Origin of the sequence: Microbacterium sp., assembly GCF_029263575.1 — a bacterium.
GTDB lineage: Bacteria > Actinomycetota > Actinomycetes > Actinomycetales > Microbacteriaceae > Microbacterium.
In genome coordinates this window covers 1-26,475 of record NZ_JAJUFV010000025.1, presented here as the reverse complement: position 1 = coordinate 26,475, position 26,475 = coordinate 1, and the positions used below count along the sequence as shown (strand labels likewise).

Genomic DNA, 26,475 nt, shown 5'->3' with positions numbered 1-26,475 from the left:
GGCGATGACGGCGAACTTCCACGAGTGATTCGGATGCCGACCGATCGGCGCCTCGATCGTGCCGACGAGCGGATCAGGGTGGCCTTGTACGACGGCATGATAGATCTTCTCGACCGTACGCTCTTTGAATGCACGCTTGAGCAGCGTGTACGCCGACTCGGTCTTCGCGACGACCATGAGGCCGCTCGTTCCGACATCCAGGCGATGCACGATACCCGCTCGCTCTGCGGCGCCACTGGTGGCGATGCGAAAACCGGCCCCCGCAAGCGCACCGAGCACGGTCGGCCCCTCCCACCCCTGCGAGGGGTGAGCGGCGACACCCGTGGGCTTGTCGACCACCACGATGTCATCGTCGTCGTAGATGATGCCGAGATCCGGCACCACGACCGGCACGATCGTCGGCTCCCGCTTCGGCTGCCACTGCACGCTCAGCCAGCCGCCGGCAGACAGACGGTCAGACTTCCCGAGAGTCGCGCCGTCGACGCTCACCCCCCCGGCCTCGGCGACCTCAGCCGCGAAGGTACGCGAGAAGCCGAGCATCTTCGCCAGCCCCGCATCGACACGAGCGCCGTCGAGCCCGTCAGGAACGGGCAGCGAACGCGACTCCATCAGTCGCGCCCTGCGTCGGCACGCCCGGAGTCGGTTCGCTCCGAATCGGCGCCGACGGCCTGGACGTCCGCAAGCGCGTCAGCCTCGGCATCCGCTGTCTCTTCCTCGACGTGGTCTCGTTCACGGGTGCCGTCGAAGCGCAGGCCGAGCACGACCAGCAGCGCGACCGAGATCATGCCGCAGACGATGAAGATATCGGCGACGTTGAAGATCGCCGGCATCATCCACGGCATCGAGATCATGTCGACGACATGACCGACCGCGAAACCCGGCTCACGGAAGATGCGGTCGGTGAGGTTGCCGAGCACACCGCCCAACAGGCATCCGAGGACGACAGCCCACAGACGCGAGCGCAGTCCGAATGCCTTCCAGATGATGATGCACGCGACGACCGTCAGTGCGATCGTGAAGATCCACGTGACTTCGCTGCCGAGCGAGAACGCGGCACCGGAGTTGCGGATGTAATACAGCTGGAGAAAGTCACCGAGTACCGGCACAGCCTCGTGCAGAGGCAGGTGCTCGATCGTGAGTTGCTTCACAAACTGATCGGCGGCCAGCACCACAACCGCGAGAACCGCGACGATGATGCCAGCCGCCGACCGACGGATCTGAGGGCGTTCCGGCAACGGGACGACCTAGAGGCCGATCGCGGAGACCGGCGTCGAGTCCGTCGAGTTCGACTTCTCGTCGAGGTCGCGAAGCTGACCCTCGATGTATCCGCGCAGCTGCGTACGATAGTCGCGCTCGAACGTACGAAGCTCGGTGATGCGGGCTTCGAGCGAGTTGCGCTCGCGCTCGAGCCGGGCGGACTCTTCGCGCTGCTTGGCCTGCGCCTCGTTACGGATGCGCTCGACCTCGCTCTGCGCGTCGGAGATGAGCTGGTTCTTCTTCGCCTCCCCCTCGGCGACGTGCTCGTCATGCAGACGCTGTGCGAGCTCGATGATTCCGGCGGTCGCGCCTGTCGATGCCGTGGCATCATCGGTGGCAGCCGGCGCGGGAGCAGCGGCGACAGGAGCAGGCACGGCGTCGACGACAGCGGGGGCCTCAGCCTCGGCAGCGGCGGGCTTCTCGCCGGACTCGTACGAGGCGAGCTTGGCCTTCAGCTCAGCGTTCTCTTCAAGCGCCTTGCGCCACTCGACGACGATCTCGTCGAGGAAGTCGTCCACCTCGTCCGGGTCGAAGCCGTCCTTGAAACGGACGTGCTGGAACTGCTTGGTGACGACGTCATCCGGGGTCAGTGCCATTATCTCGGCTCCTCTTTCGATGAGTTCTGTTGCCAGTGACTGAAGCATGGCTCGGTATTGATCCGGCGCGTACCCGGGGCGCGCACCATCTGAGTAATCATAGTCCGGCTCGCATTCGTGTGCGAGGTGAGCTGTCACACCACGATGAATGCGCGCACGATCGCCATCAGGATCAGCACGGCCAGCATCGTGAAGGTGAATCCGAAATCAAGCGACAGCGTGCCGATTCTCAGGGGTGGGATGAACCGCCGGAAGAAACGGATCGGTGGGTCCGTGACCGTGTAGACGACCTCGGCGGCGATGAGACCCGCGCCTTTCGGACGCCATTCACGATTGAACAGCGGAATGTAGTCCAGAATGAGCCTCGCGAACAGCACGAAGATATAGATCAGCAGGATCAGATGGATGATCGATGCGATCGCAGAGACCAGCGATGCCACGGCTTAGGACTGATCGAAAGCCGCAGACTCCGGGTCTGCGTGCGCGATGCCCCCGTGACCCGACACCGCGATGTTCTCGGGCGAAAGCAGGAACACCTTGCTGGTGACGCGCTCGATACGACCGTAGAGGCCGAGCGAGAGACCGCTGGCGAAGTCGATCAGGCGACGCGCATCGGCATCGCTCATCTGCGACAGGTTGATGATGACCGGAACGCCCTCGCGGAAGCTCTCGGCGATCAGCTGTGCATCACGGTACTGCTTGGGGTGCACGGTGAGGATCTCGTTGACGGCGCCGGCGGAAGGCTGCTTGACGGCAACCGGGCGACGCAGGGGCGTCACCGGTGCGGGGGCGGCTTCTTCCTGGTCGCGATCACGATCGCGGTCGCGGTGTGCGCGGGCGGGCGCCGCGGCGGCGGCCTGCTCTTCGTAGGCTTCTTCCTCATCGGCGAGGCCCAGGTACACCATGGTCTTCTTGAGCGGGTTTCCCATCGTGTCCTCCGTGTGTTCGACGTGGGCTGGTCTTGTTTCGAGGTTAACCCCGGTCGGGCCGGGGTCCGGTTATTGCCGATCCGATCCGTAGGTGTGTCGCACCTGCGGCGATCGCCTCGGCGAAATCGCCGGTCATGCCGGCGGAGATCCAGGTCGCTTCTGCGTCGAGCCCGCGGATGCGGTCCGAAACGCCACGCAGGCGAGCGAAGGCGGATGCCGGGGCTTCATCGAGCGGCGCGACACCCATGACTCCGCGCAGTCGCAATGACGGCAGCGAGAGGATGTGCTCAGCGAGCGCTTCCGCCCCGGCGGGCGTGACCCCACCACGACCGGCATCGTCGGTGAGGTTGATCTGCACGAGCACATCGAGAGCGTCTCCGCCGTCGGCGGCGCGATCGAGGGAGTTCGCCAGCTTCACACGATCGACCGAGTGCACGACGTCGGCGCTGCGCCGAATCGACGCGGCCTTGTTCGTCTGAGCTTGGCCGATGAAGTGCCACCGCAGATCCGCCAGCGCGACCTCTTCCGCCTTGGCGGAGAGCTCCTGTTGCCGGTTCTCGCCGATGTCGCGCACGCCCAGTGCATGCAGCTGCCGGACGAGTTCGGCAGGATGGAACTTGGTCACCACGATGCGGGTGATCTCTGCGTCATCCCTCCCCGCCGCGTGCGCGGCATCCGCGATCTGGGAATCGATCGCGGACAGCCGAGCAGCAAGATCGGTCACAGCGCGGCGCTCCCCCAGATCACTTCAGGAACTCGGGGATGTCGATGTCATCGTCGGCGAAGGCCGGCTCCAGGCTCGTCGACGCCACCCGCGGTGCCGGCTGCGTCTCTTCAGCCTCGGTGGCAGGCGCCTCGGCGTCGTCGGAGAGCGAGACCTCGGGCAGCGTCGTAGCAGCCGCGGGGCGAGAGACCACCATCGGGTCCAGGCGCAACGACGGCTCTCCGCCGTCAAAGCCGGCCGCGATGACCGTCACGCGCACCTCGTCGCCGAGCGTGTCGTCGATGACGGTTCCGAAGATGATGTTCGCCTCGGGGTGCGCGGCTTCCTTGACGAGGTCTGCGGCGTCGTGAATCTCGAAGATGCCGAGATTCGATCCGCCCTGGATCGACAGCAGCACGCCGTGCGCACCTTCGATGGAGGCTTCCAGAAGCGGAGACTCGACCGCGAGCTCGGCGGCCTTGATCGCACGATCGGCGCCGCGCGCCGAGCCGATGCCCATGAGCGCTGATCCGGCACCCTGCATGACCGATTTGACGTCGGCGAAGTCGAGGTTGATCAGGCCCGGAGTCGTGATGAGGTCGGTGATGCCCTGCACACCGGCCAGGAGAACCTGGTCGGCTGTGGCGAAGGCCTCGATCATCGAGATGCCGCGGTCGCTGATCTCGAGCAGGCGGTCGTTCGGCACGACGATGAGCGTGTCGACTTCTTCCTTGAGCTGGGCGACGCCAGCTTCAGCCTGGCTCTGACGGCGCCGACCTTCGAACGAGAACGGCTTGGTGACGACACCGATCGTGAGAGCGCCGATCGACTTGGCGATACGCGCGACGACGGGCGCGCCACCGGTACCGGTGCCACCGCCCTCGCCTGCGGTGACGAAGACCATGTCGGCCCCGGCGAGGGCCTGCTCGATCTCTTCCGCGTGGTCCTCTGCCGCACGGCGACCGACCTCGGGGTCAGCACCGGCTCCGAGACCACGGGTGAGCTCGCGACCGACATCGAGTTTGACGTCGGCGTCACTCATCAGCAACGCCTGTGCGTCAGTGTTGACCGCGATGAACTCGACGCCACGCAGGCCGAGTTCGATCATGCGGTTCACGGCGTTGACGCCGCCACCGCCGACGCCGACGACCTTGATCACGGCGAGGTAGTTCTGGTTCTGGCTCATGGCCGGCCTCCGATGTATCGAGCCTGGAAACGAATGTGAACCTTAAACCTCAAGTAGAGGTGTAAAGTATTTCCCGGTATTGCGTTCTCTTGATCGAAGGTATGCGGCTTCTGTTCACGCGCGCGCAGCGACACGGGCGTGTCGCTGCTTTGGCGTGCATTAAGCGCGTCTGAGGCACCCGCACGCACTCAACCGGCGACGACGACCTCGGGGGAGGATACGTCGATCGACCGCGCATTCGGATTCGCGGTCATAGCAGCGCTGAGCACCTGCGCTTTCTCCACCGATTGCTCGGCATTGCCCCACACCACCGTCAGCCCGGTGCTGAGTGTCAGAGTCACATCATCCAGCGTCGTCGCCGAAACCTCGGTGACCAGCTTTCGCACCTCGGCGGGCAGCGAGCGCACGACGAGGCCGACCGATTCGAACGCATCCGATGAGGTGCCTCCGGACACCTCCAGCACCGGCTGCCCCTCCGGCTGCGTCGGTGTCGTGGCCAGGGTGACACCGGCTGCGTCGACGAGAGTGAAACCGGCATCCGATTCCAGAACGCCGATCGGCGTGCGCTCGACGATGCGAACCGCGAGCTCGTGCGGAGGCTTCGCCTCGAGAGCGTATGTCTCGATCAGGGGGAAGGCGACCAGGGCGGCTTTCACCTCGCTCTCGTCGACCAACGCGAGCGGTGTTCCGAGCTGACCTGCCAGAGCCGCCTCGATCTCCTGAGCGTCGAGCGTCGAGGTTCCGACGATCGTGATCTTCTCGACGGCGAACAGCGGACTATACGCGGCAGCGAAGCTCCCGGCGATCAGCAGCACCACAGCCCCGATCGCGCTGAGCCAGATGATCCTGCGGCGGCGAGAACGCTGCGTGAAGCGTCGAATCTCCGCGCGCAGGGCCTTCCGCCGTGCCCGGGCGGCGCGCCACACGCTTCGCGTGGTGAGCGGCTCCTCAGCCGTTCTCGCCTCTTCGAGCGGATCGTGGCTGTCGACGGATGCCTCGTCGCCGTCCGCGCGATGCCCAGCACGGATCGGCGCGGGGTCTTCCTCCTTCTCGGCAGAAGCAGGAAGCGGCGGCGGACGACGCATGAGTCAGCCCTCGGTCGACTCGCGAAGCGATGCGAGCACCTGCGGAATGATCAGGTTCACGTTGCCACAGCCCAGCGTGACGACGAAGTCTCCGTCGCGGGCGACGGTCGCGGTGTAATCGGCTGCATCCTGCCAGTCGGCGACGAAGTGCACGTTGCCCTGATCAGCGAAGGCCTCGCTGACCAGCTCGCCGGTGACACCAGGGACGGGGTCTTCGCGTGCTCCGTAGACATCGAGCATCACCGTGTGGTCGGCATACGTCTCGAGAACGTCCGCGAACTCGCGGAACATCTGCTGTGTGCGCGAGTAGGTGTGCGGCTGCTGAATGGCGATGATGCGCCCCGAGCCGACGACGCTGCGCGCGGTCTCGAGAGCGGCCTTCACCTCCGTGGGGTGGTGTGCGTAGTCGTCGTACACGCTCACACCGCGCTCGGTTCCGTGCAGCTCGAATCGACGCACCGTTCCGGAGAACTCTTCGACGCCGCGCACGGCATCAGCCAGACTGTGCCCGAGCTGGAGGAGCACGGCGACAGCCCCGGCCGCGTTGACCGCGTTGTGCTCGCCGGGCACACGCAGCTGCAGGCGTGCCGTGTCGCCTCGATGACTCAGGGTCGCCGCTACCGGACCCGACGTCGACAGCTCGCTCAGGCGCACGTCGGCGTCATCGGCGAAACCGAAACTGATGACCCGCTCGTGGCTGAGCCCTCGCGTCACACGCAGGGCGCCGGGGTCGTCGCTGGAGATGACCACGGCCTGGCGTGCCCGATCGGCGAATCGGATGAAGGCGTCGTGAAAAGCCTCGTCTGAGCCGAAGTGGTCGAGATGATCGGGGTCGACGTTCGTGATCAACGCGATAGCGGTGTCGTAGAGCAGGAAGGTACCGTCCGACTCATCGGCCTCGATGACGAAGAGCTCGTCGCGACCCGTGGCGCTGGAGGCATTCAGCTGCTCGATCACCCCGCCGTTCACGAAGCTCGGGTCAGCACCGAGCGCCTGCAGCGCGGTGACGATCATGCCCGTCGACGTCGTCTTGCCGTGGGCACCGGCGACCGACACCAGACGGCGTCCGCTGATGAGCCAGTGCAGGGCTTGCGAGCGGTGGATGACATGCAGCCCGAGTTCCTTGGCGGTGACGTACTCGGGGTTCTCGGGCCAGATGGCCCCGGTGTGCACCACCGTGTCGGCATCGCCCAGATGTGCTGCGTCGTGACCGACGTGCACGGTGGCGCCGGCGTCCGCGAGGCTCTGCAGGTTTTCGCTGTCAGCGCGGTCAGATCCTGAGACCCGGATACCCGCGTCGAGGAACATCCGGGCGAGTCCGCTCATGCCGGAACCGCCGATGCCGATGAAATGGGCGGAGGAGATGGATTCCGGAATCGGAAGCGAAAGGTCAGGTCTGATCATGTCGTCTCTATCCTAATTCGCCGTGCTGCGCGCAGCCTCCAGCACACGATCGATCATGGCGATCACGTTCTCGGTTCCGGTGCGGATGCCGACCTGCTGTGCGGCCGTGGTCATCCGATCGATGCGGGCCTGGTCGCCGAGCAGCGAGGTCACCTCGGAGCGCACCACATCACCCGAGAAACTCGCGTCGTCCAGCAGCAGTGCGGCTCCCGCGTCGACGGCGGATGCCGCGTTGAGCCGTTGCTCGCCGTTTCCGACCGCGTACGGCACATACACGGCGGGAATGCCCAGAGCGCTGATCTCGCTCACTGTCGCCGACCCCGAGCGCGAGACGATCAGATCAGCCAGCGCGAAGGCGAGGTCCATCCGGTCGACGTAACGGCGCATGACATAGCCGGGCTCTTCCGGGTCGACGAGGTCGCTGCGCTCCCCGGTCACATGCAGGAGCTGCCATCCTGCGCCCAGCACATCGCGCCAGGCATCCGCAAATGCGTCGTTCAGACGCAACGCACCGAGGGAGCCGCCGAAGACGAGCAGCACCGGACGCGAGGCATCCAGACCGAAGAACTCGGCTGCCTCCGCGCGCCGGGTTGCGCGATCGAGCGTGACGATCTCGCGACGAAGGGGCATGCCGACCACCTCGCTGCCCTTCAGCGGCGTCCCGGCGAAGGCTGTCCCGGTTGCGGCGGCCCACCGTGCGCCGAGCACGTTCGCCAGGCCCGGCTTCGCGTTCGCCTCATGCACGATGAACGGCACGCGCTCGCGACGAGCGGCGACGTAGGCCGGGGCGGCCGCGTACCCGCCGAAGCCGACGATGACATCGACGCCGTGTTCGCGGATGTATGAGCGCACCTGTGCGGTGGCGCGACGAAACCGAAGCGGGAAGGCAGCGGCCTGCCGGTTCGGCCGGCGAGGGAAGGGCACCTTGTCGACGACCAGGAGTTCATATCCGCGTTCCGGCACCAGCCGGGCTTCGAGCCCTTCCGCCGTACCGAGCACCAGAACCTGCGCGTTCGGATCACGCTCGCGCAGGCCGTCGGCGACAGCGAGCAGCGGATTGACATGGCCGGCGGTACCACCGCCGGCGAGAAGATACGTGGTCACTCGGTGACCTTACCCCGCTCAGGTGCAGGAATGGTGCGAGCGAAAGCCAGCAGCACACCGCAGGCCAGCAACACCGACAGCAGCGCCGTGCCTCCCTGCGACATGAATGGCAGCGGAACGCCCATCACGGGGAAGACACCGATGACCACGCCGATGTTGATGAGCGCCTGGCCGATGATCCAGATCGTGATGCCGCCCGTGGCGACACGGATGAACGGGTCGGACGTCTTGCGCATGACGTGGAAGGCGCCGACCGCGAAGAAGGTGAACAGTGCCAGCACGACGAGGCATCCGAGGAGTCCGAGCTCTTCGCCGACGATCGCGAAGATGAAGTCGTTGGATGCCGCGGGCAACCACCCGTACTTCTCTTGCGAGTTGCCCAGCCCCAGCCCGAAGAAGCCACCGTTGGCCATACCCCACACAGCGTGGATCGACTGATAGCAGATTCCGGTGTAGTCGCTCGCGTCGCTGCACACGGCTGTGATGCGACGCATGCGGTTCTCGCTCGAGAACGCGTATGCCAACACAGCGACCACGCCCAGCAGCAGCGGCAGGATGAACAGACGCAGCTTCACACCCGAGAAGAACAGACAGCCCAGAAGGACGAGCACGAGCACCATGGCCGTGCCGAGGTCCTGACCGGCGATGACCGATCCGACGACGAGCACGGCGACCGGGACGACGGGGATGAACACATGGTGCCAGATGCCGAGTCTGGCTTGCTTTCGCAGCAGCACGAACGCCACCCACAGTGCGAGCGCGAGTTTGAGGAACTCCGAGGGCTGCATCGTGAAACCGGCGACCCTGATCCAGTTCAGGTTGCCGTCGGAGCCGATACCCAGCGGCGTGAACACGAGCAGCTGCAGCGCCGTGGCGCCGATCAGTGCCGGCCACGCGAGCTTTTTCAGGAAGCGAACCGGAAGGCGACTCACCAGAAACATCAGGGGGATGCCGATGACAGCGAACATGCCCTGTTTCAGAGCGGTGTCCATGACACCCGCCTCTGTCGCGCTCGTTGCCGAGATCACCATGATGATCCCGAAGATCGTCAACAGCAGCGCCGTCGAGGCGATGAGCAGGAACTCGGATGACGGTGGCGTGAGAAGCCGGCCGAGCGAGACGCGTGCGGCGAGGCCGCGTGATTCAGAGCGCGGCGGGCGGGAGACCTGTGTCATCGGCACTCCCCCGCTCGATCCAGCTCTGCACCGCCTCGGTGAAACGGTGGCCGCGATCCGCGTAGCCGGAGAACTGATCGAAGGATGCCGCAGCGGGAGCCAGCAGAACTGTTCCCCCGTCGACGGCGATCTTCGCAGCGATCTCCACTGCACGGGTCATGACTCCTTCAGTCTCCCCAGGGACCACCTCGATCACCGGCACTGCGGGCGCGTGTCGCTCGAATGCCGCGACGACGTCGCCCCGTGCGGCCCCAATCACGACGGCTGCGCGGGCCGAACGGCCGACATCCGCGACGAGGTCGGAAAGATCCACGCCCTTGAGGTCACCGCCGACGATCCACACCGCTCCGGGGTAGGCGCGCAGCGACGAGGAAGCCGCGTGCGGGTTGGTCGCCTTGGAATCGTTGATCCACGTGACACCGGCGTGACGGGCGACGAGCTCGATGCGGTGGGCGTCGAGGCGGAACGACTGCAGGGCTCGGGCGATGGCCTCGGGAGACGCGCCGAGGGATCGGGCAAGCGCGCTGGCCGCCAGAATGTTCTGCACGATATGCCCGGCCGTCAGGCCCACCTCTGCGAGGGCGTCGAGCGTCGTGAGCTCCAGCGCGCTATCTCGACGGTCATCGAGGAAGGCGCGATCGGCGAGGATGCCGTCGACGACGCCGAGATCGCTGGGCCCGGGCACGCCGAGGTCGAAACCGATGGCCCGTGCACCCTCGGTGACATCGGCCTCCTCGACCATGAGTCGGGTCGCCGCATCGGCCTTGTTGTAGACGCACGCGACACGTGTATTGCGATAGACGAGCGCCTTCGCATCGCGGTAGGCCTCGGCGCTGCCGTGCCACACCAGGTGATCGTCGGCGAGGTTCAGGCAGACCGACGAGTACGGCACGAGCTCGCCCGCGCTGCTGCTCTGCCCGATGTACCAGAGCTGGTGGCTCGACAGTTCGACGACCAGTGCGTCGAATCCGGACGGGTCGCGGATGGCATCGAGCACGGGGATGCCGATGTTGCCGCACGGAGCGGCGCGCAGGCCTCCCTCGACGAGCAGGGTCGCGGTGAGCTGAACCGTCGTGGTCTTGCCGTTGGTGCCGGTGACGAGCACCCAGTCGGCTGGCGTCCCGTCGGCTCGCACGACCTTGTCGCGCACCCGCCAGGCCAGCTCCACATCGCCCCACAGCGCGATCTCGGATTCCTGCGCCCAGCGGATGAGCGGATGCGACGGCGAGAAGCCGGGCGAGGCGATGACGACCTCGGGATCGAAGTCGATCAGGGCGGAGGGCACCTGATCGAGCGCGCCGAGCTCGAGGCGTGCGCCGATGATCGGGATGAGCCGCTGGTACTCGTCGGATGCCTGCTCCGACAGCACGAGCACGTCAGCGCCCAGCTCGGCCAGCGTGTCAGCGACCGAGAACCCGGTTACCGACAGGCCGAGCACGGCGACCCGCAGTCCGCGCCAGTCAGCGTGCCAACTCGTCAGAGAGTCGAGACGCGCAGTGCTCATCCGCCCACTCCGGTGAGCCACTCGACGTAGAACAGGCCGACCGCCGATACCGCGAGCAGTCCCGCGATGATCCACAGGCGCACCACGATCGTGACCTCGGCCCAACCGCGCATCTCGAGATGATGATGGAACGGGCTCATCAGGAAGAGTCTCTTTCCGCGGGTGAGTTTGAAGTAGAGACGCTGGAGAATCACCGAGCCCGAAGAGAGCACGAAGACACCGGCGATGACGAACAGCAGCAGTTCGGTGCGCGTGAGGATCGCCATGGCCGTGATCACGCCGCCGATGGCCATCGAGCCGACGTCGCCCATGAAGACCTTCGCCTTCGGCGCGTTCCACCACAGGAACCCGATCAGGCCGGCGCCGAACGACGCGGCGACGATGGCGAGGCTGAAGGGGTCGCGCACCTCGTAACAGACCTCGAGGTTACTGGTGTCGACGGCACCAGCGCACGCCTGCTTCGACTGCCAGAAGGCGATCAGACTGTAGGCGCCGACCACGAAGACACCGGAACCGGCGGCGAGCCCATCGAGCCCGTCGGTGAGGTTCACGCTGTTCGAGGTGGCGATGCCGATCACGGCGATCCAGATCAGGTACAGGATCCACCCGGCGATCACACCGAATGCGAAGAGGTTCAGCCAGGTGATGTCGCGGAACAGAGAGACGAAACCGCTCGCGGGCGTCTGCCCCCAGGAGTTCTTGAAGTTCAACGCCACGATGCCGAAGGGAACCATGACGATGAGCTGGCCGATGATCTTGCGCCAGCCCGAGAGGCCGAGGCTGCGTTGAGAGCGCACCTTCATGTAGTCGTCGATGAAGCCGACAGCACCGAAGCCCACCATGAGCCAGAGCACGAGAATCGCTGACAGTGAGGGCGGGCTTCCTCCGGCGTACGAGCCGACGAAGTAGCCGACGATCGTGCCGAGGATGAAGATCACCCCGCCCATCGTGGGCGTGCCGCGTTTGGCTCCGTGACTGGGGTTCGCGACGTCTTCGGGGGTACGAATCACCTGCCCCCAGCCGAGCTTGCGAAACAGCCGCAGGAAGACCGGAGTCAGAAACAGAGTGAAGGCGAGCGATATCGCAGCCGCCATGAGGAGTGATCTCACGTGAACAAGTCTCCCAGACGATCGCCGAGATGCCGCAGGCCCACGGAGTTGGATGATTTCACCAGCACCCGGTCGCCATCCCGCAGCTCGGTGCGCAGGTACTCGAACGCGGCGTCCTGATCAGGCAGGTGCACAGCTTCGCTGTCCCACGACCCTTCACCGACCGCGGCGAGATACAACCGCCGCGCTTGTGGACCGACCACGACGATGCGCCGGATGTTCAGACGCACAGCGAGCAGCCCGACCCGGTCGTGCTCCTCCCCTGCGCTCTCACCCAGTTCGCTCATCGCCCCGAGCACCGCCACGGTGCGCTCATCTGGGCCGGTGATTTGCGCCAGCGTGCGAAGCGCTGCCGCCATCGAGTCCGGGCTGGCGTTGTAGGCATCGTTGATGATGCGCACGCGGTCGTTCCCCAGCGGCTGCATCCGCCATCGTTCGGCGATCTCGACGCTCTCGAGTCGGTAGACGGCGTCAGAGACGGAGACACCGAGCGCCGAAGCGGCGGCGATCGCCGCTAGGGCATTCGTGATGTGATGCGCGCCGAGCACGCGCAGGTGAAGCGGCACGCTCTCACCCCAGGCCTCGATCACCGAGCGGGTGCCATCGGCCGCCACCTGCACATCGTGCGCACGAACATCGGCTGCCGAACCCTGTCCGAAGCCGATGACACGAAGCTGACGCTGCGTCGCGGCCACGCTCATCGCGGCGACGCGCGGGTCGTCGAGATTCAGCACCGCGACACCGCCCTCTCGTGCGGCGCCGACCAACTCGGCTTTCGCACGCGCGGTTTCTTCGATGCCGCCGAAGCCGCCGGCGTGCGCCATGCCGACCATGAGCACGACGGCCACGTCCGGCTCGACGAGCCCGGCGAGATGCGCGATACTGCCGGGGGCAGAGGCACCGAACTCGCTCACGAGAAAGCGGGTCTGCTCGGTCACCCGCAGCATCGTGACGGGCGCGCCGACCTCGTTGTTGTACGAGTCGATCGGTGCCACGGTCTCACCTTCGTCGGTGAGGATCCGCGCCAGGAAGTTCTTCGTCGTCGTCTTGCCGTTGGAGCCGGTGATGCCGACGATCTTCAGATCGCCACGCTCACGCACCCGAGCGACGACGGCCTGTGCGAGATCGGCCAGAGCGGCGACGGCATCCGCCACGATGACCTGCGAAACCGGGACGTCGACCGCTCGCTCGACGATCGCCAGCACAGCGCCGTTGTCGACGGCGCTGCCCACGAAACGGTGTCCGTCGGTCTCCGCACCTGGCTTGGCGACGAAGATGGCGCCGGGAACCATGTTCCGCGAGTCGGTGTCGACGACACCGCTGACGATGGTTTCGGCGTTATCGGCGTCGGCGAGAAGCAACTCGCCGCCAACGACAGCGGCCAGTTCTGCAAGCGACAGGGCGATCATGACATCTCCGTGCGGCTCAGCGCCGACTAGTTAAATTTGGGCAGCAACTCGTCCATCGGCGCCGTGGAGGGCGCTACGCGATAGGTCTTCAGCACCTGGTTCATCGCCTGTTGGAAGGCCGGCGCTGTTGCCGCGGATGAAACAATCCTAGTCGGCTCGTCGAGTGTGACGATGACCACGTACTCGGGATCGTCAGCGGGCGCGAAACCGACCATGCTCGTGTAATACTTGCCCGCTTTGTAGCCGCTGCCGTCTTCCTTGGGCTTCTGGGCCGTACCGGTCTTGATCGCGACCCGATACCCGGGAATGCTCACCTGCTCGGCGAGGCTCCCCTGCACGGCCACGTTCTCCAGGATGCGCGAGACCTGATCGGCCGTCTGCTCCGAGACGACCTGCGTGTGCTCGGGGGCATCCGGCTTCACGACCGTGCCGTCATCGAGTGTGCACGACTCGATGAGCGACAGGTCGATCTTCTCGCCGCCGTTGGCTATCGCCTGGTAAGCGCCGGCGAGCTGCGGTGCGGTCACGGTGAAGTGCTGGCCGAACGTCGTGGTGTACAGAGATTGACTGTCCCACTCATCGGCGGGGTGCAGGATACCGCTCGCTTCGCGCGGGAAGTCGATGGTCCGCTCACCGACGCCGAACTTCTGCAGATACTCATAGCGTGTCTGCGCATCGACCTTGCTGCCGAATTTCGAGGCGGCAACGTTCGACGAGTCGATGAGCGCACCGGCGAGCGTGTAGTTGTACGCACCGTGCACGAACGCATCGTTGACGATGGCCCCGTTGGGGAACTCTTCGCGACTGGCCGCCGTGACCGTGTCGTTCAGGTCGGCCGCACCGGTTTCGAGCACGGTGGCCGCCGTGATGGCCTTGAACGTCGATCCTGGCTCATACGACAGGCCGAACACGCGCGTTCCCCAGTCTTCGGGATTCGAGGCGTTGAGGTTGTTGGGATCCATCGAGGGCCACTCTGCCGCCCCACGGATCTTGCCCGTCTTCACCTCGACGACCATCGCTGTGGCGGCACGAGCGCCCTGCTTCTGCGCCTCTTCGGCGAGCATCTGCTGCAGGTACCAGTTCAGGTCGCTGTTGAGCGTCAGCTGCACTGACCCGCCGTCGAGCGCGTCGACCACGCGTTCGCTGCCGGGGATGATCTGGCCGCCCTTGCCGCGGAGGTATGTGCGCTCGCCGTTCGTCGGGGCGAGGCAGGATGCTTCGAGCCGCTCGATACCCGCCTGGCCTTTGCCCTCCGAGTCGATGTAGCCGACCACGTTGCCGGCGACCGCGCCGTTGGGGTACACGCGCGTCTCGCGCGGCTTCATCGCCAGGTACACGTAGCCGAGGTCGCGCAGCTTCAGATACTTTTCGGTGCTGAGTCCGCGCTTGAGCGGGTAATACTGCGAGTTCGGATCCTCTTTGAGGTTCTCGGCGACGCCGGAGCGCAGCTCATCGGCATCCTGTCCGGTGATCGCCGCGATCTCATCGGCAGCGTCGTGCCACGGCGTCTCGGGCGGGTCATCCTCATCGTTCTCCAGGTGCATGATGAGGCTGGGGCTGAGCTGAGCGTCATAGACTGTGACGCTCTCCGCGAGGACCGTTCCTTCGGAGTCGACGATCGCGCCACGATTTCCCGCCAGCGTCTGCGTGCTTCCGAGCTGCCCCACCTTCAGAGAGTCCTGCACGTGTTCCTGGGCGCTGACGACCTGGATGTCGACCAGGCGCACGACGAAAGCCGCCAGTACCGCCAGGATCACCGCGAGTGCGACGACGGTGCGCCGCCGTGGTCCGCGGGTGGCTCTCGTGGCTCGTATCGTCATGATGCTCTCTCAGCCGCTCGAATCAGTGGGTCTCGGGGCTGGGCAGCCCATCGGTTATCGGAGGGGGCAGGTTCGGATCGACCGTCTTAGTGCCGCCATCGTTCGCCTTCTTCTTCTCAGCGTTCTGCGCGGCGACGGCCCGCTTGCGCTCCAGCAGCGTGTTGTAGACGGCGCCGCTGCCATTCGGGTCGATCGTGGAGTTTCCGTCTGCACCGGCGTTCGTCCCCAGCACGGCCGCGTCGCTCAGACGCAGGTACGAAGAGGGTCCGGCGACCACCATGCCGAGATCGGCAGCCTTGATGGCGAGCAGCTGTGGCGAGCTCACTCCGGCGAGCTCTTCTTCCAACGCCTTGGTCTGCAGGTCGAGTTCGCGCTGGTCGGAGGTGAGGCTGGAGAGCACGAACGCGTCGTGGGTGATCGCCAGCGACAGGCCGATCTGCGCGCCGCCGATCAGGGCCGCGCCCGCCAGGGCGGTGAGTGCGTAGACCAGTTTCGGCCGGCGCTTGCGTACGGGCGCGGTGACCGGTGTGAGTCGGCGTGATGGTCGCTCCCGTGGCGCGGTCGGCTCTGGTAGCAGCGCTGCGGCTGTGGCACGGCTCATAGCGCCTCCCTGATTCGTTCGGCTGCACGCAGGCGCACAGGAATGGCGCGCGGATTGCGCTGCTTCTCGTCTTCGCTGGCCATCTCGGCACCCTTGGTGAGCGTCCGAAAGCGCGCGGCATGCTGGGGCAGTTCGACCGGCAGCCCGGCCGGAGCGGTCGAGCGGGATGCCGCGGCGAAGGCCTGCTTGACGAGGCGGTCTTCCAGCGACTGATAGCTCATCACAGCGATGCGGCCGCCGACGGCGAGGGCATCCATGGCCGCCGGGATGGCGTCGGCCAGCACGTTGAGCTCGGAGTTGACCTCGATGCGCAGCGCCTGGAAGACCCGCTTGGCCGGGTGGCCGGCTCGCTGGACGGCGGCCGGGGTCGCCTCCTGCAGGACATCGACGAGGTCTTGCGAGCGCTGCAGTGCTGCGCGTTCGCGGGCCTGCACGATGAACCGGGCGTAGCGGGCGGCGAGTTTCTCTTCACCGTACTTCTCGAAGATGCGGCGGAGGTTTCCCTCGCTGTAGGTGGCGATCACCTCAGCAGCGGTGATGCCGGAGGTCTGGTCCATGCGCATGTCCAGCGGCGCATCTTTGGCGTAGGCGAACCCGCGGTCTGCCTCATCGAGCTGCAGCGATGACACGCCGAGATCCATGAGGATGCCGGAGGCACCGTTCGCGTGCAGACCGATCTCGTCGTACACGGTGTGCACGAAAGTGATGCGATCGGCGAAGCGTTCCAGTCGCTGACCGGCGATGCGCAGGGCGTCGGTGTCTCGGTCGAGGCCGATGAGGCGAATGTTCTCGAATCGTTCGAGAAACGCTTCAGCGTGCCCGCCCATGCCGAGCGTCGCGTCGACGAGGACAGCGCCGTCTGCGTGCAGCGCGGGCGCGAGCAGTTCGATGCTGCGCTCGAGGAGAACGGGAGTGTGGATGTCGCGGAGGTTCATGATCGTACCGGGTGACCTTTGACTCTGATCCCCCTCCGCTTCTCGACCCGGCACCGGGGAAGTGTGTCGGGGCGGGAGCGGCGGGGCATCACAGCCGAAGGTCAGAAGAGTCCCGGAATCACCTCCTGTTCCAGCTCTGAATAGGTCTCCTCGCCAGCGGCGAGATATGTGTTCCATGCCTCGGCATCCCAGATCTCAGCATGAGCTCCGACGCCGGTGACGACGAGCTCTTTCTGCAGTCCGGCGTACTGGCGAAGGTGACCGGGGATGGTGATGCGGTTCTGGCTGTCGGGCATCTCAGCGCTCGCGCCGGAGAGGAACATACGCAGGAAGTCACGAGCCTGCTTGTTGCTGAGGGGCGCCTGCCGAATGCGCTCGTGCAGCTCTTCGAACTCTGCGGTGCTGAAGACGTAGAGGCAGCGTTCCTGGCCGCGGGTGACAACGATGCCGCTGCCGAGATCTTCACGAAACTTCGCCGGCAGGATAACGCGACCTTTGTCATCGAGCTTCGGTGAATGCGTCCCGAGCAACATCGGCCATCACCCCCTCTTAGTCCGGCCGGTTCGAGGTGCGCCCCACTTTACTCCACTTTCCTCCACATTGATATGAGGAAACGACGACATCTTGGCATGCCACGGCAGCCAGGTCCATCTGAACCCCGTCATTCCGCGGTAAATACGCCGTGGAGACGGGTGGAGGAAAAAAGAAAGACCCGGATGCTCAAAGCATCCGGGTCAGGAAAAGTGTGTGGTCAGCGACCGTCTTGTCGACGATCCCAACGATCGTTCATGCGATCCATAAAGGACGAGGAGGAGGGCTGTGGGGCCTTCGTCGGCGTGCCCTGTCTGGGCGTCGACGATGTGCCGGTGCGGCGACTGGGCGTGACCGCAAGAATCACACCGGCGAGCATGGCGGCGAAGCCGATGACGCCGACGATGATGCTGCCCACTGCGCCGAGCTGATCGCCGAGGGCGACGGCCGCGACGAGCGCGCCGATACCCACGAGCAACAGCACAGCACCGTAGACGAGGTTGCGGTAGCTGAGCGTGCGATCGCCGGAGGGTGCGCTGACGATATCGGCATCATTGTGCAAGAGATGGCGTTCCATCTCGTCGAGCAGACGCTGCTCCTGTTCAGACAGTGGCATGACGCCCCCTTTGGTTCAGTACCGTCTATTCTACGCTCGCAGAAGAGCCGAGGCTAGTTATCTGCTGAGAACCTAAGCTGATTATCGTGCCCTCTTCTTCGCAAGTCCAGGATGCCGTCGCCGCCCGGCTGCACCCCTTCCTGGCATCCCTCGATTCTGAGTCTGCCGATTTCGGCCCCGATGCCCGGGTTTTCTTCGATTCCGCTGCGGATGCGCTCGAAGGCGGCAAGCGCCTGCGCGCCCGGTTCTGCGACACCGGCTGGCGCGCCGTAGCGCGCTTCGCAGATCGCTCAGCAGACGAAAGCACCGCCGTGTGGGACCTGTGCGCCGCGTTGGAGATCTTCCAAGCGGCAGCCCTTGTCCACGACGATCTGATCGATAACTCCGACACTCGTCGTGGTCGCCCGGCAGCGCATCGAGCGCTCGAGGCTCGCCATCGCGCACTCGGCTGGTCAGGGGATGCTGAGGCGTTCGGCCGCGCGTCAGCGATCCTGCTCGGCGATCTCCTCGTCGCGTGGAGCGACGATCTGCTCGAGCGGGCGCTGACCGACCATCCGCAGGCCTCGGCCGTACGCGCCGAGTATGCGCGGATGCGCCGCGGCGTCACCACGGGACAGTTTCTCGATATCGCCGAGGAGTCGGCCTGGCGCGTCAACCCCGATGCCGAGCATGCCGAACGTGCGCTGCGGGTCGCGCGGCTGAAGTCCGCCCGGTACAGCATCGAGCAGCCTCTGCTTCTGGGCGCTCTGCTCGCCGGGGCCGATGCCGCCCAGCAGGAAGCACTGCGTGGCTTCGGGCTTCCAATCGGAATGGCGTTTCAGCTGCGCGACGACGTACTCGGCGTGTTCGGGGAGCAGTCCGTTACCGGCAAGCCCGCCGGCGACGACCTGCGCGAGGGCAAGCGCACTGTGCTGATCGCCCTCACCCGAGAGCGACTCGACGCCTCAGCGCGTCGGTTGCTCGACGAACTGCTGGGCGACCCCGAACTCGATGCGGCGCAGGTCAGCGCGCTGCAGTCGACGATCGTCGAGTCCGGTGCTCTGGCGCGGGTCGAGGAGATGATCTCCGCCTACGCCCAGGAAGCCGATCGGGCTCTCACCGGTGCCCGATTGGACAATGCCTCGGTCAGCGAGTTACGCGAGCTCGCCCGCGCGGCGACCGTGCGAACGGCCTGATCACCCGAGCGCACGTGCGACGCGCCGGACGGCGCTCTTGTGACCGTCGAGAAGGGCCGCAATCGGCGAGCGTCCGAGCTCGTCGTCTTCACTCAACAGCCAGTCGATCACCTCGTCGTCGGTGAACCCGGCATCCGTGAGCACGATGATCGTGCCCCGCAGTGACGACAACGGGCTGCCATCGACGATGAAGATCGAGGGCACGGCGAAGCTTCCCGTGCGCTGGGAGCCGACCAAGTACTGCTCGGCGATCAGTCGGCGCACGCGCCCCAACGGTTCGTCGAGGACGTCGACCAGGTCGGGGAGGGTCAACCACTCGAAGTCAGTGGATTCGGGGGCAGTCTCAGACACGATTCGACTATCTCACCTCGCGGTTCACATCGCACATCGCGACCAATTCACATTTGTCACTCCTACCACTTTGGTTGACTTCTCTTTACATTCGTGTCAGCGTTTCTTAGGTTCTAAAAGGGGGGTTTACCTTGAGACCGCACACCAGACGAAGCCATGCTCGACATGCCGGAATCGGGGTACCTGCCGCCGTCTTCGGGGTTCTCGCCAGTGCCTTCACAGCGGCACCGGCGACCGCGAGCCTTCCGGTCGACACAACCGGCGCCGCCGACCGGGCGCAGCTCGGGGCTGCCCCCCGGGCGTTGCCGCCCGCGACCGCCGCGGTATCCGACCCTGTCACAGCGAGCACCCCCGCGCCATCGAGCTACACGGTCAAGGCAGGTGACACTGTCTCGTCCATCGCCGCGGCCTTCGGACTCGCGACCGTCGACGTGCTGACCTGGAATGACCTGGGCTGGCGATCGGTGATCTATCCGGGCCAGACTCTGACCTTGACATCACCGGCGACGGCTCCTCGGAAGAAGACGCCCTCCCCTGCTCCCGCCACCCGATCGCACACGGTCGTCGCGGGCGACACGATCTTCGCGATCGCCAGCAGATACGACACGACCGTCAGCGCGATCCTGACGGCCAACGACCTCAGCCGCGACTCAATCATCTATCCCGGTCAGTCGATTGCGATTTCCCATAAAGCACAGCCCGCCCCAGCACCCGCGCCGGCGGCGGAGAAACCCGCGCCCGCCGCGAACTCGGGCAAAACGCACATCGTCGTCGCAGGCGACACGGTCTTCGCGATCGCCCAGAAGTACGACACCACCGTCGCGGCTGTGTTCGCCGCGAACGGGCTGGACGCGGCATCCATCATCTATCCCGGCCAGAAGCTCAGCGTGGCCGCTCCTGCTGCGAAGGCCGCTGACGCGAGTCCGGCGAAAACTGCGACGCTGAACGCACCACAGGCCGAGAACGCGGCGCTGATCATCCGTATCGGGCGAGAACTGGGCGTCTCCGACCGGGGTATTGCGATCGCGCTGGCGACAGCGATGGTCGAGTCGGGCATGCGCAATCTCGACTGGGGCGACCGGGACTCGCTCGGGCTCTTCCAGCAGCGCCCGAGCATGGGCTGGGGATCGTCCGAGCAGATCATGGACCGTGGTCGCAGCATCCGCGTCTTCTACGGCGGCCCTTCCGATCCCAACGGCACGAACAGCCGCGGCCTGCTCGACATCGCCGGATGGGAGAAGAAGTCCTTCACCGACGCCGCTCAGTCCGTGCAGATCTCGGCATATCCTGACCGCTACGGACAGTGGGAGGCTCAGGCCTACGAATGGCTCGCCGTTCATGGGTAATTCTCGGCCGCGGCTGAGCGCCAAAGGGTGAGGCGTTCCGCGGTGTTTCCGCCAGTTATTCATAGACTCGGTACGTGACGACCAATCAGCAAGCCGACCCCCTCATCGGGAAGCTTGTCGACGGCCGCTACCGGGTGCGGGCGCGCATTGCGCGCGGGGGCATGGCCACCGTCTACGTCGCCACCGACCTTCGCCTCGAACGACGCATCGCCTTGAAGGTGATGCACGGTCACCTCAGCGACGACACTGTCTTCCAAAGCCGCTTCATCCAAGAGGCGCGTGCTGCTGCACGACTGGCTGATCCGCACGTGGTCAACGTCTTCGATCAGGGCCAAGACGGTGAACTCGCCTACCTCGTCATGGAGTACCTGCCCGGCATCACACTGCGAGAGCTGATGCGCGAGCAGCGTCGGCTGACGATCTCGCAGACGATCACGATCATGGACGCGATCCTCGCGGGGCTCGCGGCAGCGCACAACGCCGATATCGTGCACCGCGATGTGAAGCCCGAGAACGTTCTCCTCGCAGAAGACGGTCGCATCAAGATCGGTGACTTCGGCCTTGCCCGGGCGACCTCGGCGAACACAGCCACCGGTCAGCAACTGCTGGGGACCATCGCCTATCTGGCGCCCGAGCTGGTCACCCGCGGCACGGCCGATGCTCGCAGCGACATCTACGCCCTCGGCATCATGCTCTACGAGATGCTGGTCGGTGAGCAGCCGTACAAGGGCGAGCAGCCGATGCAGATCGCGTTTCAGCATGCGACCGAGTCGGTGCCGCGTCCGAGCGTTCGCAACCCCGGCGTTCCCGAGCAACTCGATGAGCTGGTGCTCTGGGCGACCGAGAAGTCGCCGGATGAGCGTCCGGACAACGCTCAGGAGATGCTCGACCGGCTGCGCGAGATCGAGCGCCAGCTCGACATCACGCCCACTGTCGTGACGACCGCGAACACTCCCCTGAACGCGCACGCTGATTCGGCCGAGCTCACCAAGGTGCTGCCCTCGACCATGGTGATCGACGAGCACACAGGTCCTGTGCCGCAGCCCATCGACAACGCGACGCTGCTGCGCCGGCGCACCTCGAAACGTCGCGCCCGCGGCGCCTTCGTGCTGGCGCTCGTGATGCTGCTCGCCGTTCTCGCCGGTGGCGCGGGCTGGTGGTTCGGATCGGGGCCTGGCTCTCTCGTGGCGGTGCCCGCTGTCGCGGGAATGAGCTATGACGACGCGGCCGCCGCGCTCGAGGCCGAGGGCTTCGTTGCGATCCAGGCGGAAGACAGCTCTGTCGCTGTCGAGCCGGGCCTCGCGATACACAGCGACCCTGCCGAAGGCGAACGAATCGAGCAGGGCGCTGAGGTGACGGTCGTCATCTCCACCGGCCCGGCTCCGCGCGCCGTCGAGGCGCTCAACGGCAAGACCGCCGACGAGGCGCGCGCATACCTGGACGAGCTCGGAATCGCTGTCTCCGATGATGATCTGCTGCTGTATTCAAACGCCGACGACGGCGTCGTGATCAACGCCTATGTCACCCCGCGCGCGGGTGGAGACGACGTCGCCTGCGGTGACGGCTGCGACGTGTTCGAAGCAGATACCGCGCGGCTGTTCGTGTCGTTGGGCGGGCTGCCCGACGTCACCGGGATGACCGCCGCGGAGGCGACCGACGCGCTCGCGGAGAAGGACATCGCCACCAAGACGGTCGAAGAGTTCCACGACTCGGTCGAGAAGGGCCGCGTCATCAGCACGCACGAGCGCGAGGGCAGCGGCAACTGGCGCCCCGGAGACACGATGACCCTCGTGGTCTCCAAGGGACCGCAACCGGTTGAGATTCCCAGCGTCGAGGGGCAGAACCGCGACGAGGCGATCACCTCCCTCGAGAACGCCGGTCTGAAGGTCGAATATGACGGCCGTTGGTCGAGCGTGCGCAACAGCTGCGTGGTCGCGCAGGGCACCGATCCTGCGGCCGGCAACGTCGTCGACCTCGGCTCGACGGTGAACGTCACCTTCGACTGGGGCGAGTTCGACTTCAGCTGCCTGGCCGGCGACTGAAACCTCGCGCGCTCAGCGCTTTTCGAGCTCCTCCGCCACGAGGAAGGCGAGTTCGAGCGACTGCATGTGGTTCAGCCGCGGGTCGCACAGACTCTCGTAGCGCGTCGCGAGCCCCTGCTCGTCGATCTGCTCGGATCCGCCGAGACACTCGGTGACGTCGTCACCGGTGAGTTCGACATGAATTCCGCCGGGGAACGTTCCGACGGCGCGATGCGCCTCGAAGAATCCGCGCACCTCGTCAACGACGTCGTCGAAGCGGCGCGTCTTGTAGCCCGTGGGAGTGGTGATGCCGTTGCCATGCATCGGGTCGGTCACCCACAGCGGCGTCGCGCCCGAGTCGCGCACGGCCTGCAGCAGCGGCGGAAGCGCCTCACGGATCTTGCCCGCCCCCATGCGTGTGATGAATGTCAGTCGCCCCGGCTCGCGGTTCGGATCGAGCTTGTCGATCAGCTTCAGCGCCGTCTCGGGGGTCGTGGTCGGTCCGAGCTTCACACCGATGGGGTTTCGGATGCGGGAGAAGTAATCGACGTGCGCCTCGTCGAGGTCGCGCGTTCGCTCACCGATCCAGAGGAAATGCGCCGAGGTGTTGTAGGGATTGTTCGTGCGCGAGTCGATGCGAGTCATCGGACGCTCGTAATCCATCAGCAGGCCCTCGTGGCCGGTGAAGAACTCGACGCGCTTGAGCTCTTCGAAATCGGCGCCAGCGGCCTCCATGAACTTGATGGCACGGTCGATCTCGGCGGCCATGCGCTCGTATCGCTGATTCGCCGGGTTCTGTGCGAAGCCGCGGTTCCATGAGTGCACCTCGCGCAGGTCGGCGAAGCCACCCTGCGTGAACGCACGGATGAGGTTCAGCGTCGATGAGGCCGTGTGGTAACCCTGCAGCAGTCGGCCGGGGTCTGGCTGGCGGGAGCCCTCGGTGAAGTCGTAGCCGTTGACGATATCGCCACGGTAGGCGGGCAGCGTCACGTCGCCGCGCGTCTCGGTGTCGCTGGAGCGCGGCTTGGCGAATTGCCCGGCCATGCGCCCCATCTTGACCACGGGCATGGATGCGCCGTAGGTCAGCACGACCGCCATCTGCAGCACCGTCTTGATGCGGTTTCGAATCTGCTCGGCGGTCGCCCCGGCGAAGGTCTCCGCGCAGTCGCCGCCCTGCAGCAGGAAGGCATTGCCGGATGCCGCGCGCGCCAGCCGGTCGCGCAGATTGTCGACCTCACCGGCGAAGACGAGCGGAGGAAGCGCTGCGATCTGCTGCGAGATGGCCGCGACCTGATCGGCATCGGGCCATTCCGGCTGCTGCTTGATGGAGAGGGTACGCCAGGCGTCGAGTTCGGCGTCGTGCTGCTGGGGCATTTCCCCAGCTTACTGGGCGCGGACGTCGTGTTGCGCCGTCACGAACGCTGCGGCATCCGGTTCTTCACGGACGATGCGTAGACGTCGTCATATCGCTGCTCTCCCAGTCGTTGGAGTGCCACCATGATCTCATCCGTGACCGAGCGCAGAATGTAGCGGTCGTTCTCCATTCCCGCGTAGCGGGAGAAGTCCAACGGCTCGCCGATGACGATGCCCACACGCACGACGTTCGGAATGCTCTGACCGATCGGCATGGCCACGTCGGTGTCGACCATGATCACAGGGATGACGGGAACCTTGGCTTCCAGCGCCATGCGTGCGATGCCCGTGCGGCCGCGGTAGAGCTTGCCGTCGGGGCTGCGCGTTCCCTCGGGGTAGATGCCGAGCAGGTCGCCGCGCCCGAGAACCTGGAGTCCGGTGTTGAGGGATGCTTCGGATGCTTTGCCACCCGAGCGATCGATGGGAATCTGACCGGTGGCCTTCATGAAGTTCTTGGTCATCCACCCTTTTATGCCTCGGCCGGTGAAGTAGTCGCTCTTGGCGAGGAATGACATCGGCCGGTCGATCAGCAGCGGCAGGAAGATCGAGTCCGATACCGACAGATGATTGCTGGCGAGGATCGCGGCACCGTTCTGCGGCACGTTCGAGCGCCCCACGATCCAGGGCCGAAACAGCGCCTTCACGATGGGGCCGATCATCACGTACTTCATCAGCCAATAGAACATCGCCTCGAAGTCTATCTGTGGGCGGGGCGCCCGCTGTCACGGCGGCGCGGCAGACGCCGCATAACCGCGAAACTCAGTTTCATCAAATTGGCAACTGACTCCCAAAAATTGCCTCTCCCCGCTACGTTCGTGCTCTAGACTCTGTGGGAAAGCCGTACCCGACCGGTACCGAAGGAGTTGCCGTGGTTCAATTTGAAGTTCCCGCGATCGTCCCCGCTGATCCCGAGGCGAACATCACCGACCTTCTCGTGAAGCGCGTCGAGGCCACTCCGCAGTTGGCGCTGTTCTCGGTTCCCGAGGGCGACAACTGGCGCGACATCTCTGCCGCTGATTTCCAGACGGCGGTCATCGCCCTGGCCAAGGGTTTCGTCGCCGCTGGCATCCAGCCCGGCGAGAAGGTGGGCTTCCTCGCCCGCACGACGTACGAGTGGACGCTGGTCGACTTCGCACTGTTCTATGCCGGAGCCGTGATGGTGCCGATCTACGAGACCAGCTCGCCGGCGCAGATCCAGTGGATCCTCGAAGATTCCGGTGCGATCGCCCTGATCGTCGAATCGGCAGATCACTTCGCCAAGGCCGACGAAGTGCGCAGTGACCTGCCGCTCATCCGTGAGATCTGGCAGCTGCACGTCGGCGCTCTCGATTCACTCACGGCAGCGGGCCGTGAGGTCGACGATGCCGAGATCGAACGCCGTCGCAACCTCGCCATCGGCTCCGATATCGCCACGCTGATCTACACGTCCGGTTCTACCGGGCGCCCCAAGGGCTGCGTGCTCACGCACAGCAACTTCGTCGAGCTGAGCCGCAACTCGGCGAAGGCGCTCGACAAGGTCGTCGAAACGCCGAACGCATCGACTCTGCTGTTCATCACCACGGCTCACGTGTTCGCGCGCTTCATCTCGATCCTGAACATTCACGCCGGTGTGCGCACCGGGCATCAGCCCGACACGAAGCAGCTGCTCCCCGCGCTCGGGTCCTTCAAGCCGACCTTCCTGCTCGCGGTTCCGCGCGTGTTCGAGAAGGTCTACAACTCGGCCGAGCAGAAGGCCGAAGCAGGCGGCAAGGGCAAGATCTTCCGCGCTGCCGCCGATGCCGCGATCGAGCACTCCAAGCTCCTGGAGGCCGGCGAGAAGATCCCGTTCGGGCTGAAGATCAAGTTCGCCCTGTTCGACAAGCTCGTCTACGGCAAGCTGCGCACGGCGATGGGCGGCAACGTCGTCTACGCCATCTCAGGCTCTGCCCCGCTGGGCGAGCGTCTGGGCCACTTCTTCCACAGCCTCGGCGTCGTGATTCTCGAAGGCTACGGCCTCACCGAGACGACGGCACCGGCGACGGTGAACCTCGCAGACAACGCGAAGATCGGCACCGTCGGCCCCGCGATTCCCGGGGTGGGCGTGCGCCTTGCCGAAGATGGCGAGATCGAGGTCAAGGGCATCAACGTGTTCAAGGAGTACTGGAACAATCCCGAGGCGACCGCCGAGGCGTTCGACGACGGATGGTTCCGCACGGGTGACATCGG

General features: G+C 65.6%; 26 protein-coding genes. 4 read left to right on the top strand and 22 right to left on the bottom strand.

Annotation, left to right across the window (positions count from 1 at the left end):
* From Q1J95_RS04465 to Q1J95_RS04375, 19 genes are all read right to left on the bottom strand, one after another.
* The coding region (locus Q1J95_RS04465) for a pseudouridine synthase (protein WP_300266091.1) at window positions 1–609 on the bottom strand (609 nt) is incomplete at its 3' end.
* Window positions 609–1,235, bottom strand: a complete 627-nt coding sequence (lspA, locus tag Q1J95_RS04460; RefSeq protein WP_300266090.1) for a signal peptidase II — start codon at window positions 1,233–1,235, stop codon at window positions 609–611. The genes Q1J95_RS04465 and lspA, both read right to left, overlap by 1 nt.
* A gap of 9 nt (window positions 1,236–1,244) precedes the next feature.
* On the bottom strand, window positions 1,245–1,853 hold the full coding sequence (locus tag Q1J95_RS04455) for a DivIVA domain-containing protein (RefSeq protein WP_300266089.1): 609 nt from the start codon (window positions 1,851–1,853) through the stop codon (window positions 1,245–1,247).
* Window positions 1,854–1,987: 134 nt separating this feature from the next.
* Window positions 1,988–2,293, bottom strand: a complete 306-nt coding sequence (locus Q1J95_RS04450) for a YggT family protein (protein WP_300266087.1) — start codon at window positions 2,291–2,293, stop codon at window positions 1,988–1,990.
* Between the two features lie 3 nt (window positions 2,294–2,296).
* Window positions 2,297–2,782, bottom strand: a complete 486-nt coding sequence (gene sepF / locus Q1J95_RS04445; protein WP_300266086.1) for a cell division protein SepF — start codon at window positions 2,780–2,782, stop codon at window positions 2,297–2,299.
* Window positions 2,783–2,825: 43 nt separating this feature from the next.
* Window positions 2,826–3,506, bottom strand: coding sequence for a YggS family pyridoxal phosphate-dependent enzyme (locus Q1J95_RS04440; RefSeq protein ID WP_300266085.1), 681 nt, complete (start codon window positions 3,504–3,506; stop codon window positions 2,826–2,828).
* 19 nt (window positions 3,507–3,525) lie between these two features.
* A complete protein-coding gene (gene ftsZ, locus Q1J95_RS04435; RefSeq protein WP_300266084.1) occupies window positions 3,526–4,671 on the bottom strand; it encodes a cell division protein FtsZ in 1,146 nt (381 codons plus the stop codon).
* 188 nt (window positions 4,672–4,859) lie between these two features.
* On the bottom strand, window positions 4,860–5,756 hold the full coding sequence (locus Q1J95_RS04430) for an FtsQ-type POTRA domain-containing protein (RefSeq protein WP_300266083.1): 897 nt from the start codon (window positions 5,754–5,756) through the stop codon (window positions 4,860–4,862).
* Window positions 5,757–5,759: 3 nt separating this feature from the next.
* Entirely contained in the window at window positions 5,760–7,160 is a 1,401-nt protein-coding gene (gene murC / locus Q1J95_RS04425; protein WP_300266081.1) for a UDP-N-acetylmuramate--L-alanine ligase, read from the bottom strand.
* A 12-nt stretch (window positions 7,161–7,172) separates the two neighbouring features.
* A complete protein-coding gene (locus Q1J95_RS04420; protein WP_300266080.1) occupies window positions 7,173–8,264 on the bottom strand; it encodes a UDP-N-acetylglucosamine--N-acetylmuramyl-(pentapeptide) pyrophosphoryl-undecaprenol N-acetylglucosamine transferase in 1,092 nt (363 codons plus the stop codon).
* A complete protein-coding gene (locus Q1J95_RS04415; RefSeq protein WP_300266079.1) occupies window positions 8,261–9,439 on the bottom strand; it encodes an FtsW/RodA/SpoVE family cell cycle protein in 1,179 nt (392 codons plus the stop codon). Before Q1J95_RS04415 ends, Q1J95_RS04420 begins: the two co-directional genes overlap by 4 nt.
* Complete coding sequence (gene murD, locus Q1J95_RS04410; RefSeq protein ID WP_300266077.1) at window positions 9,408–10,943, bottom strand: UDP-N-acetylmuramoyl-L-alanine--D-glutamate ligase; 1,536 nt, start codon at window positions 10,941–10,943, stop codon at window positions 9,408–9,410. Before murD ends, Q1J95_RS04415 begins: the two co-directional genes overlap by 32 nt.
* On the bottom strand, window positions 10,940–12,052 hold the full coding sequence (gene mraY / locus Q1J95_RS04405; protein ID WP_300266075.1) for a phospho-N-acetylmuramoyl-pentapeptide-transferase: 1,113 nt from the start codon (window positions 12,050–12,052) through the stop codon (window positions 10,940–10,942). The genes murD and mraY overlap by 4 nt, the downstream gene beginning before the upstream one ends.
* Window positions 12,049–13,461, bottom strand: a complete 1,413-nt coding sequence (gene murF, locus Q1J95_RS04400; protein WP_300266074.1) for a UDP-N-acetylmuramoyl-tripeptide--D-alanyl-D-alanine ligase — start codon at window positions 13,459–13,461, stop codon at window positions 12,049–12,051. The genes mraY and murF overlap by 4 nt, the downstream gene beginning before the upstream one ends.
* Window positions 13,462–13,487: 26 nt before the next feature.
* Window positions 13,488–15,281, bottom strand: a complete 1,794-nt coding sequence (locus tag Q1J95_RS04395; protein ID WP_300266073.1) for a penicillin-binding protein 2 — start codon at window positions 15,279–15,281, stop codon at window positions 13,488–13,490.
* 22 nt (window positions 15,282–15,303) lie between these two features.
* A complete protein-coding gene (locus Q1J95_RS04390) occupies window positions 15,304–15,882 on the bottom strand; it encodes a hypothetical protein (protein ID WP_300266071.1) in 579 nt (192 codons plus the stop codon).
* Window positions 15,879–16,817 carry a 16S rRNA (cytosine(1402)-N(4))-methyltransferase RsmH gene (gene rsmH / locus Q1J95_RS04385; RefSeq protein ID WP_300266070.1) on the bottom strand — a complete coding sequence of 313 codons (939 nt, stop codon included), beginning with the start codon at window positions 16,815–16,817 and terminating at the stop codon, window positions 15,879–15,881. Before rsmH ends, Q1J95_RS04390 begins: the two co-directional genes overlap by 4 nt.
* A 101-nt stretch (window positions 16,818–16,918) precedes the next feature.
* Window positions 16,919–17,350 carry a division/cell wall cluster transcriptional repressor MraZ gene (gene mraZ, locus Q1J95_RS04380; protein ID WP_300266069.1) on the bottom strand — a complete coding sequence of 144 codons (432 nt, stop codon included), beginning with the start codon at window positions 17,348–17,350 and terminating at the stop codon, window positions 16,919–16,921.
* A 218-nt stretch (window positions 17,351–17,568) separates the two neighbouring features.
* Complete coding sequence (locus Q1J95_RS04375; RefSeq protein WP_300266068.1) at window positions 17,569–17,964, bottom strand: DUF3040 domain-containing protein; 396 nt, start codon at window positions 17,962–17,964, stop codon at window positions 17,569–17,571.
* 86 nt (window positions 17,965–18,050) lie between these two features.
* Here Q1J95_RS04375 and Q1J95_RS04370 point away from each other — a divergent pair, with 86 nt between their 5' ends.
* A complete protein-coding gene (locus Q1J95_RS04370; protein WP_300266067.1) occupies window positions 18,051–19,139 on the top strand; it encodes a polyprenyl synthetase family protein in 1,089 nt (362 codons plus the stop codon).
* Here Q1J95_RS04370 and Q1J95_RS04365 read toward each other — a convergent pair whose 3' ends face one another.
* On the bottom strand, window positions 19,140–19,490 hold the full coding sequence (locus Q1J95_RS04365) for an Rv2175c family DNA-binding protein (protein WP_300266066.1): 351 nt from the start codon (window positions 19,488–19,490) through the stop codon (window positions 19,140–19,142).
* Between the two features lie 131 nt (window positions 19,491–19,621).
* Here Q1J95_RS04365 and Q1J95_RS04360 point away from each other — a divergent pair, with 131 nt between their 5' ends.
* Together Q1J95_RS04360 and pknB are read left to right on the top strand one after the other, a co-directional pair.
* Complete coding sequence (locus Q1J95_RS04360; protein WP_300266064.1) at window positions 19,622–20,836, top strand: LysM peptidoglycan-binding domain-containing protein; 1,215 nt, start codon at window positions 19,622–19,624, stop codon at window positions 20,834–20,836.
* A 74-nt stretch (window positions 20,837–20,910) separates the two neighbouring features.
* The gene (gene pknB / locus Q1J95_RS04355) at window positions 20,911–22,878 is read left to right on the top strand and encodes a Stk1 family PASTA domain-containing Ser/Thr kinase (protein ID WP_300266063.1); all 1,968 of its coding nucleotides are present in this window, start codon (window positions 20,911–20,913) and stop codon (window positions 22,876–22,878) included.
* Between the two features lie 12 nt (window positions 22,879–22,890).
* Here the strand turns inward: pknB and Q1J95_RS04350 are convergent, their stop codons facing one another.
* Together Q1J95_RS04350 and Q1J95_RS04345 are read right to left on the bottom strand one after the other, a co-directional pair.
* The gene (locus Q1J95_RS04350; RefSeq protein ID WP_300266062.1) at window positions 22,891–24,231 is read right to left on the bottom strand and encodes a class II 3-deoxy-7-phosphoheptulonate synthase; all 1,341 of its coding nucleotides are present in this window, start codon (window positions 24,229–24,231) and stop codon (window positions 22,891–22,893) included.
* A gap of 38 nt (window positions 24,232–24,269) precedes the next feature.
* Window positions 24,270–24,956 (bottom strand): 1-acyl-sn-glycerol-3-phosphate acyltransferase, encoded by a 687-nt coding sequence (locus Q1J95_RS04345; protein ID WP_300266061.1) that lies wholly within the window; start codon window positions 24,954–24,956, stop codon window positions 24,270–24,272.
* A gap of 182 nt (window positions 24,957–25,138) precedes the next feature.
* Between Q1J95_RS04345 and Q1J95_RS04340 the strand changes: the two genes are divergently transcribed.
* On the top strand, window positions 25,139–26,475 hold a 1,337-nt coding region (locus Q1J95_RS04340), incomplete at its 3' end, for an AMP-binding protein (RefSeq protein ID WP_300266060.1).

Bases quoted from the DNA above. Each gene is read 5' to 3' on its own strand.
- mraZ (WP_300266069.1), bottom strand. From the start codon at position 17,350: ATGTTGCTCGGGACGCATTCACCGAAGCTCGATGACAAAGGTCGCGTT.
- Q1J95_RS04430 (WP_300266083.1), bottom strand. From the start codon at position 5,756: ATGCGTCGTCCGCCGCCGCTTCCTGCTTCTGCCGAGAAGGAGGAAGAC.
- rsmH (WP_300266070.1), bottom strand. From the start codon at position 16,817: ATGAACCTCCGCGACATCCACACTCCCGTTCTCCTCGAGCGCAGCATC.
- Q1J95_RS04375 (WP_300266068.1), bottom strand. From the start codon at position 17,964: ATGCCACTGTCTGAACAGGAGCAGCGTCTGCTCGACGAGATGGAACGC.
- murF (WP_300266074.1), bottom strand. From the start codon at position 13,461: ATGATCGCCCTGTCGCTTGCAGAACTGGCCGCTGTCGTTGGCGGCGAG.
- Q1J95_RS04415 (WP_300266079.1), bottom strand. From the start codon at position 9,439: ATGACACAGGTCTCCCGCCCGCCGCGCTCTGAATCACGCGGCCTCGCC.
- ftsZ (WP_300266084.1), bottom strand. From the start codon at position 4,671: ATGAGCCAGAACCAGAACTACCTCGCCGTGATCAAGGTCGTCGGCGTC.
- Q1J95_RS04350 (WP_300266062.1), bottom strand. From the start codon at position 24,231: ATGCCCCAGCAGCACGACGCCGAACTCGACGCCTGGCGTACCCTCTCC.
- Q1J95_RS04345 (WP_300266061.1), bottom strand. From the start codon at position 24,956: ATGTTCTATTGGCTGATGAAGTACGTGATGATCGGCCCCATCGTGAAG.
- murD (WP_300266077.1), bottom strand. From the start codon at position 10,943: ATGAGCACTGCGCGTCTCGACTCTCTGACGAGTTGGCACGCTGACTGG.
- sepF (WP_300266086.1), bottom strand. From the start codon at position 2,782: ATGGGAAACCCGCTCAAGAAGACCATGGTGTACCTGGGCCTCGCCGAT.
- Q1J95_RS04455 (WP_300266089.1), bottom strand. From the start codon at position 1,853: ATGGCACTGACCCCGGATGACGTCGTCACCAAGCAGTTCCAGCACGTC.
- Q1J95_RS04390 (WP_300266071.1), bottom strand. From the start codon at position 15,882: ATGAGCCGTGCCACAGCCGCAGCGCTGCTACCAGAGCCGACCGCGCCA.
- murC (WP_300266081.1), bottom strand. From the start codon at position 7,160: ATGATCAGACCTGACCTTTCGCTTCCGATTCCGGAATCCATCTCCTCC.
- Q1J95_RS04395 (WP_300266073.1), bottom strand. From the start codon at position 15,281: ATGACGATACGAGCCACGAGAGCCACCCGCGGACCACGGCGGCGCACC.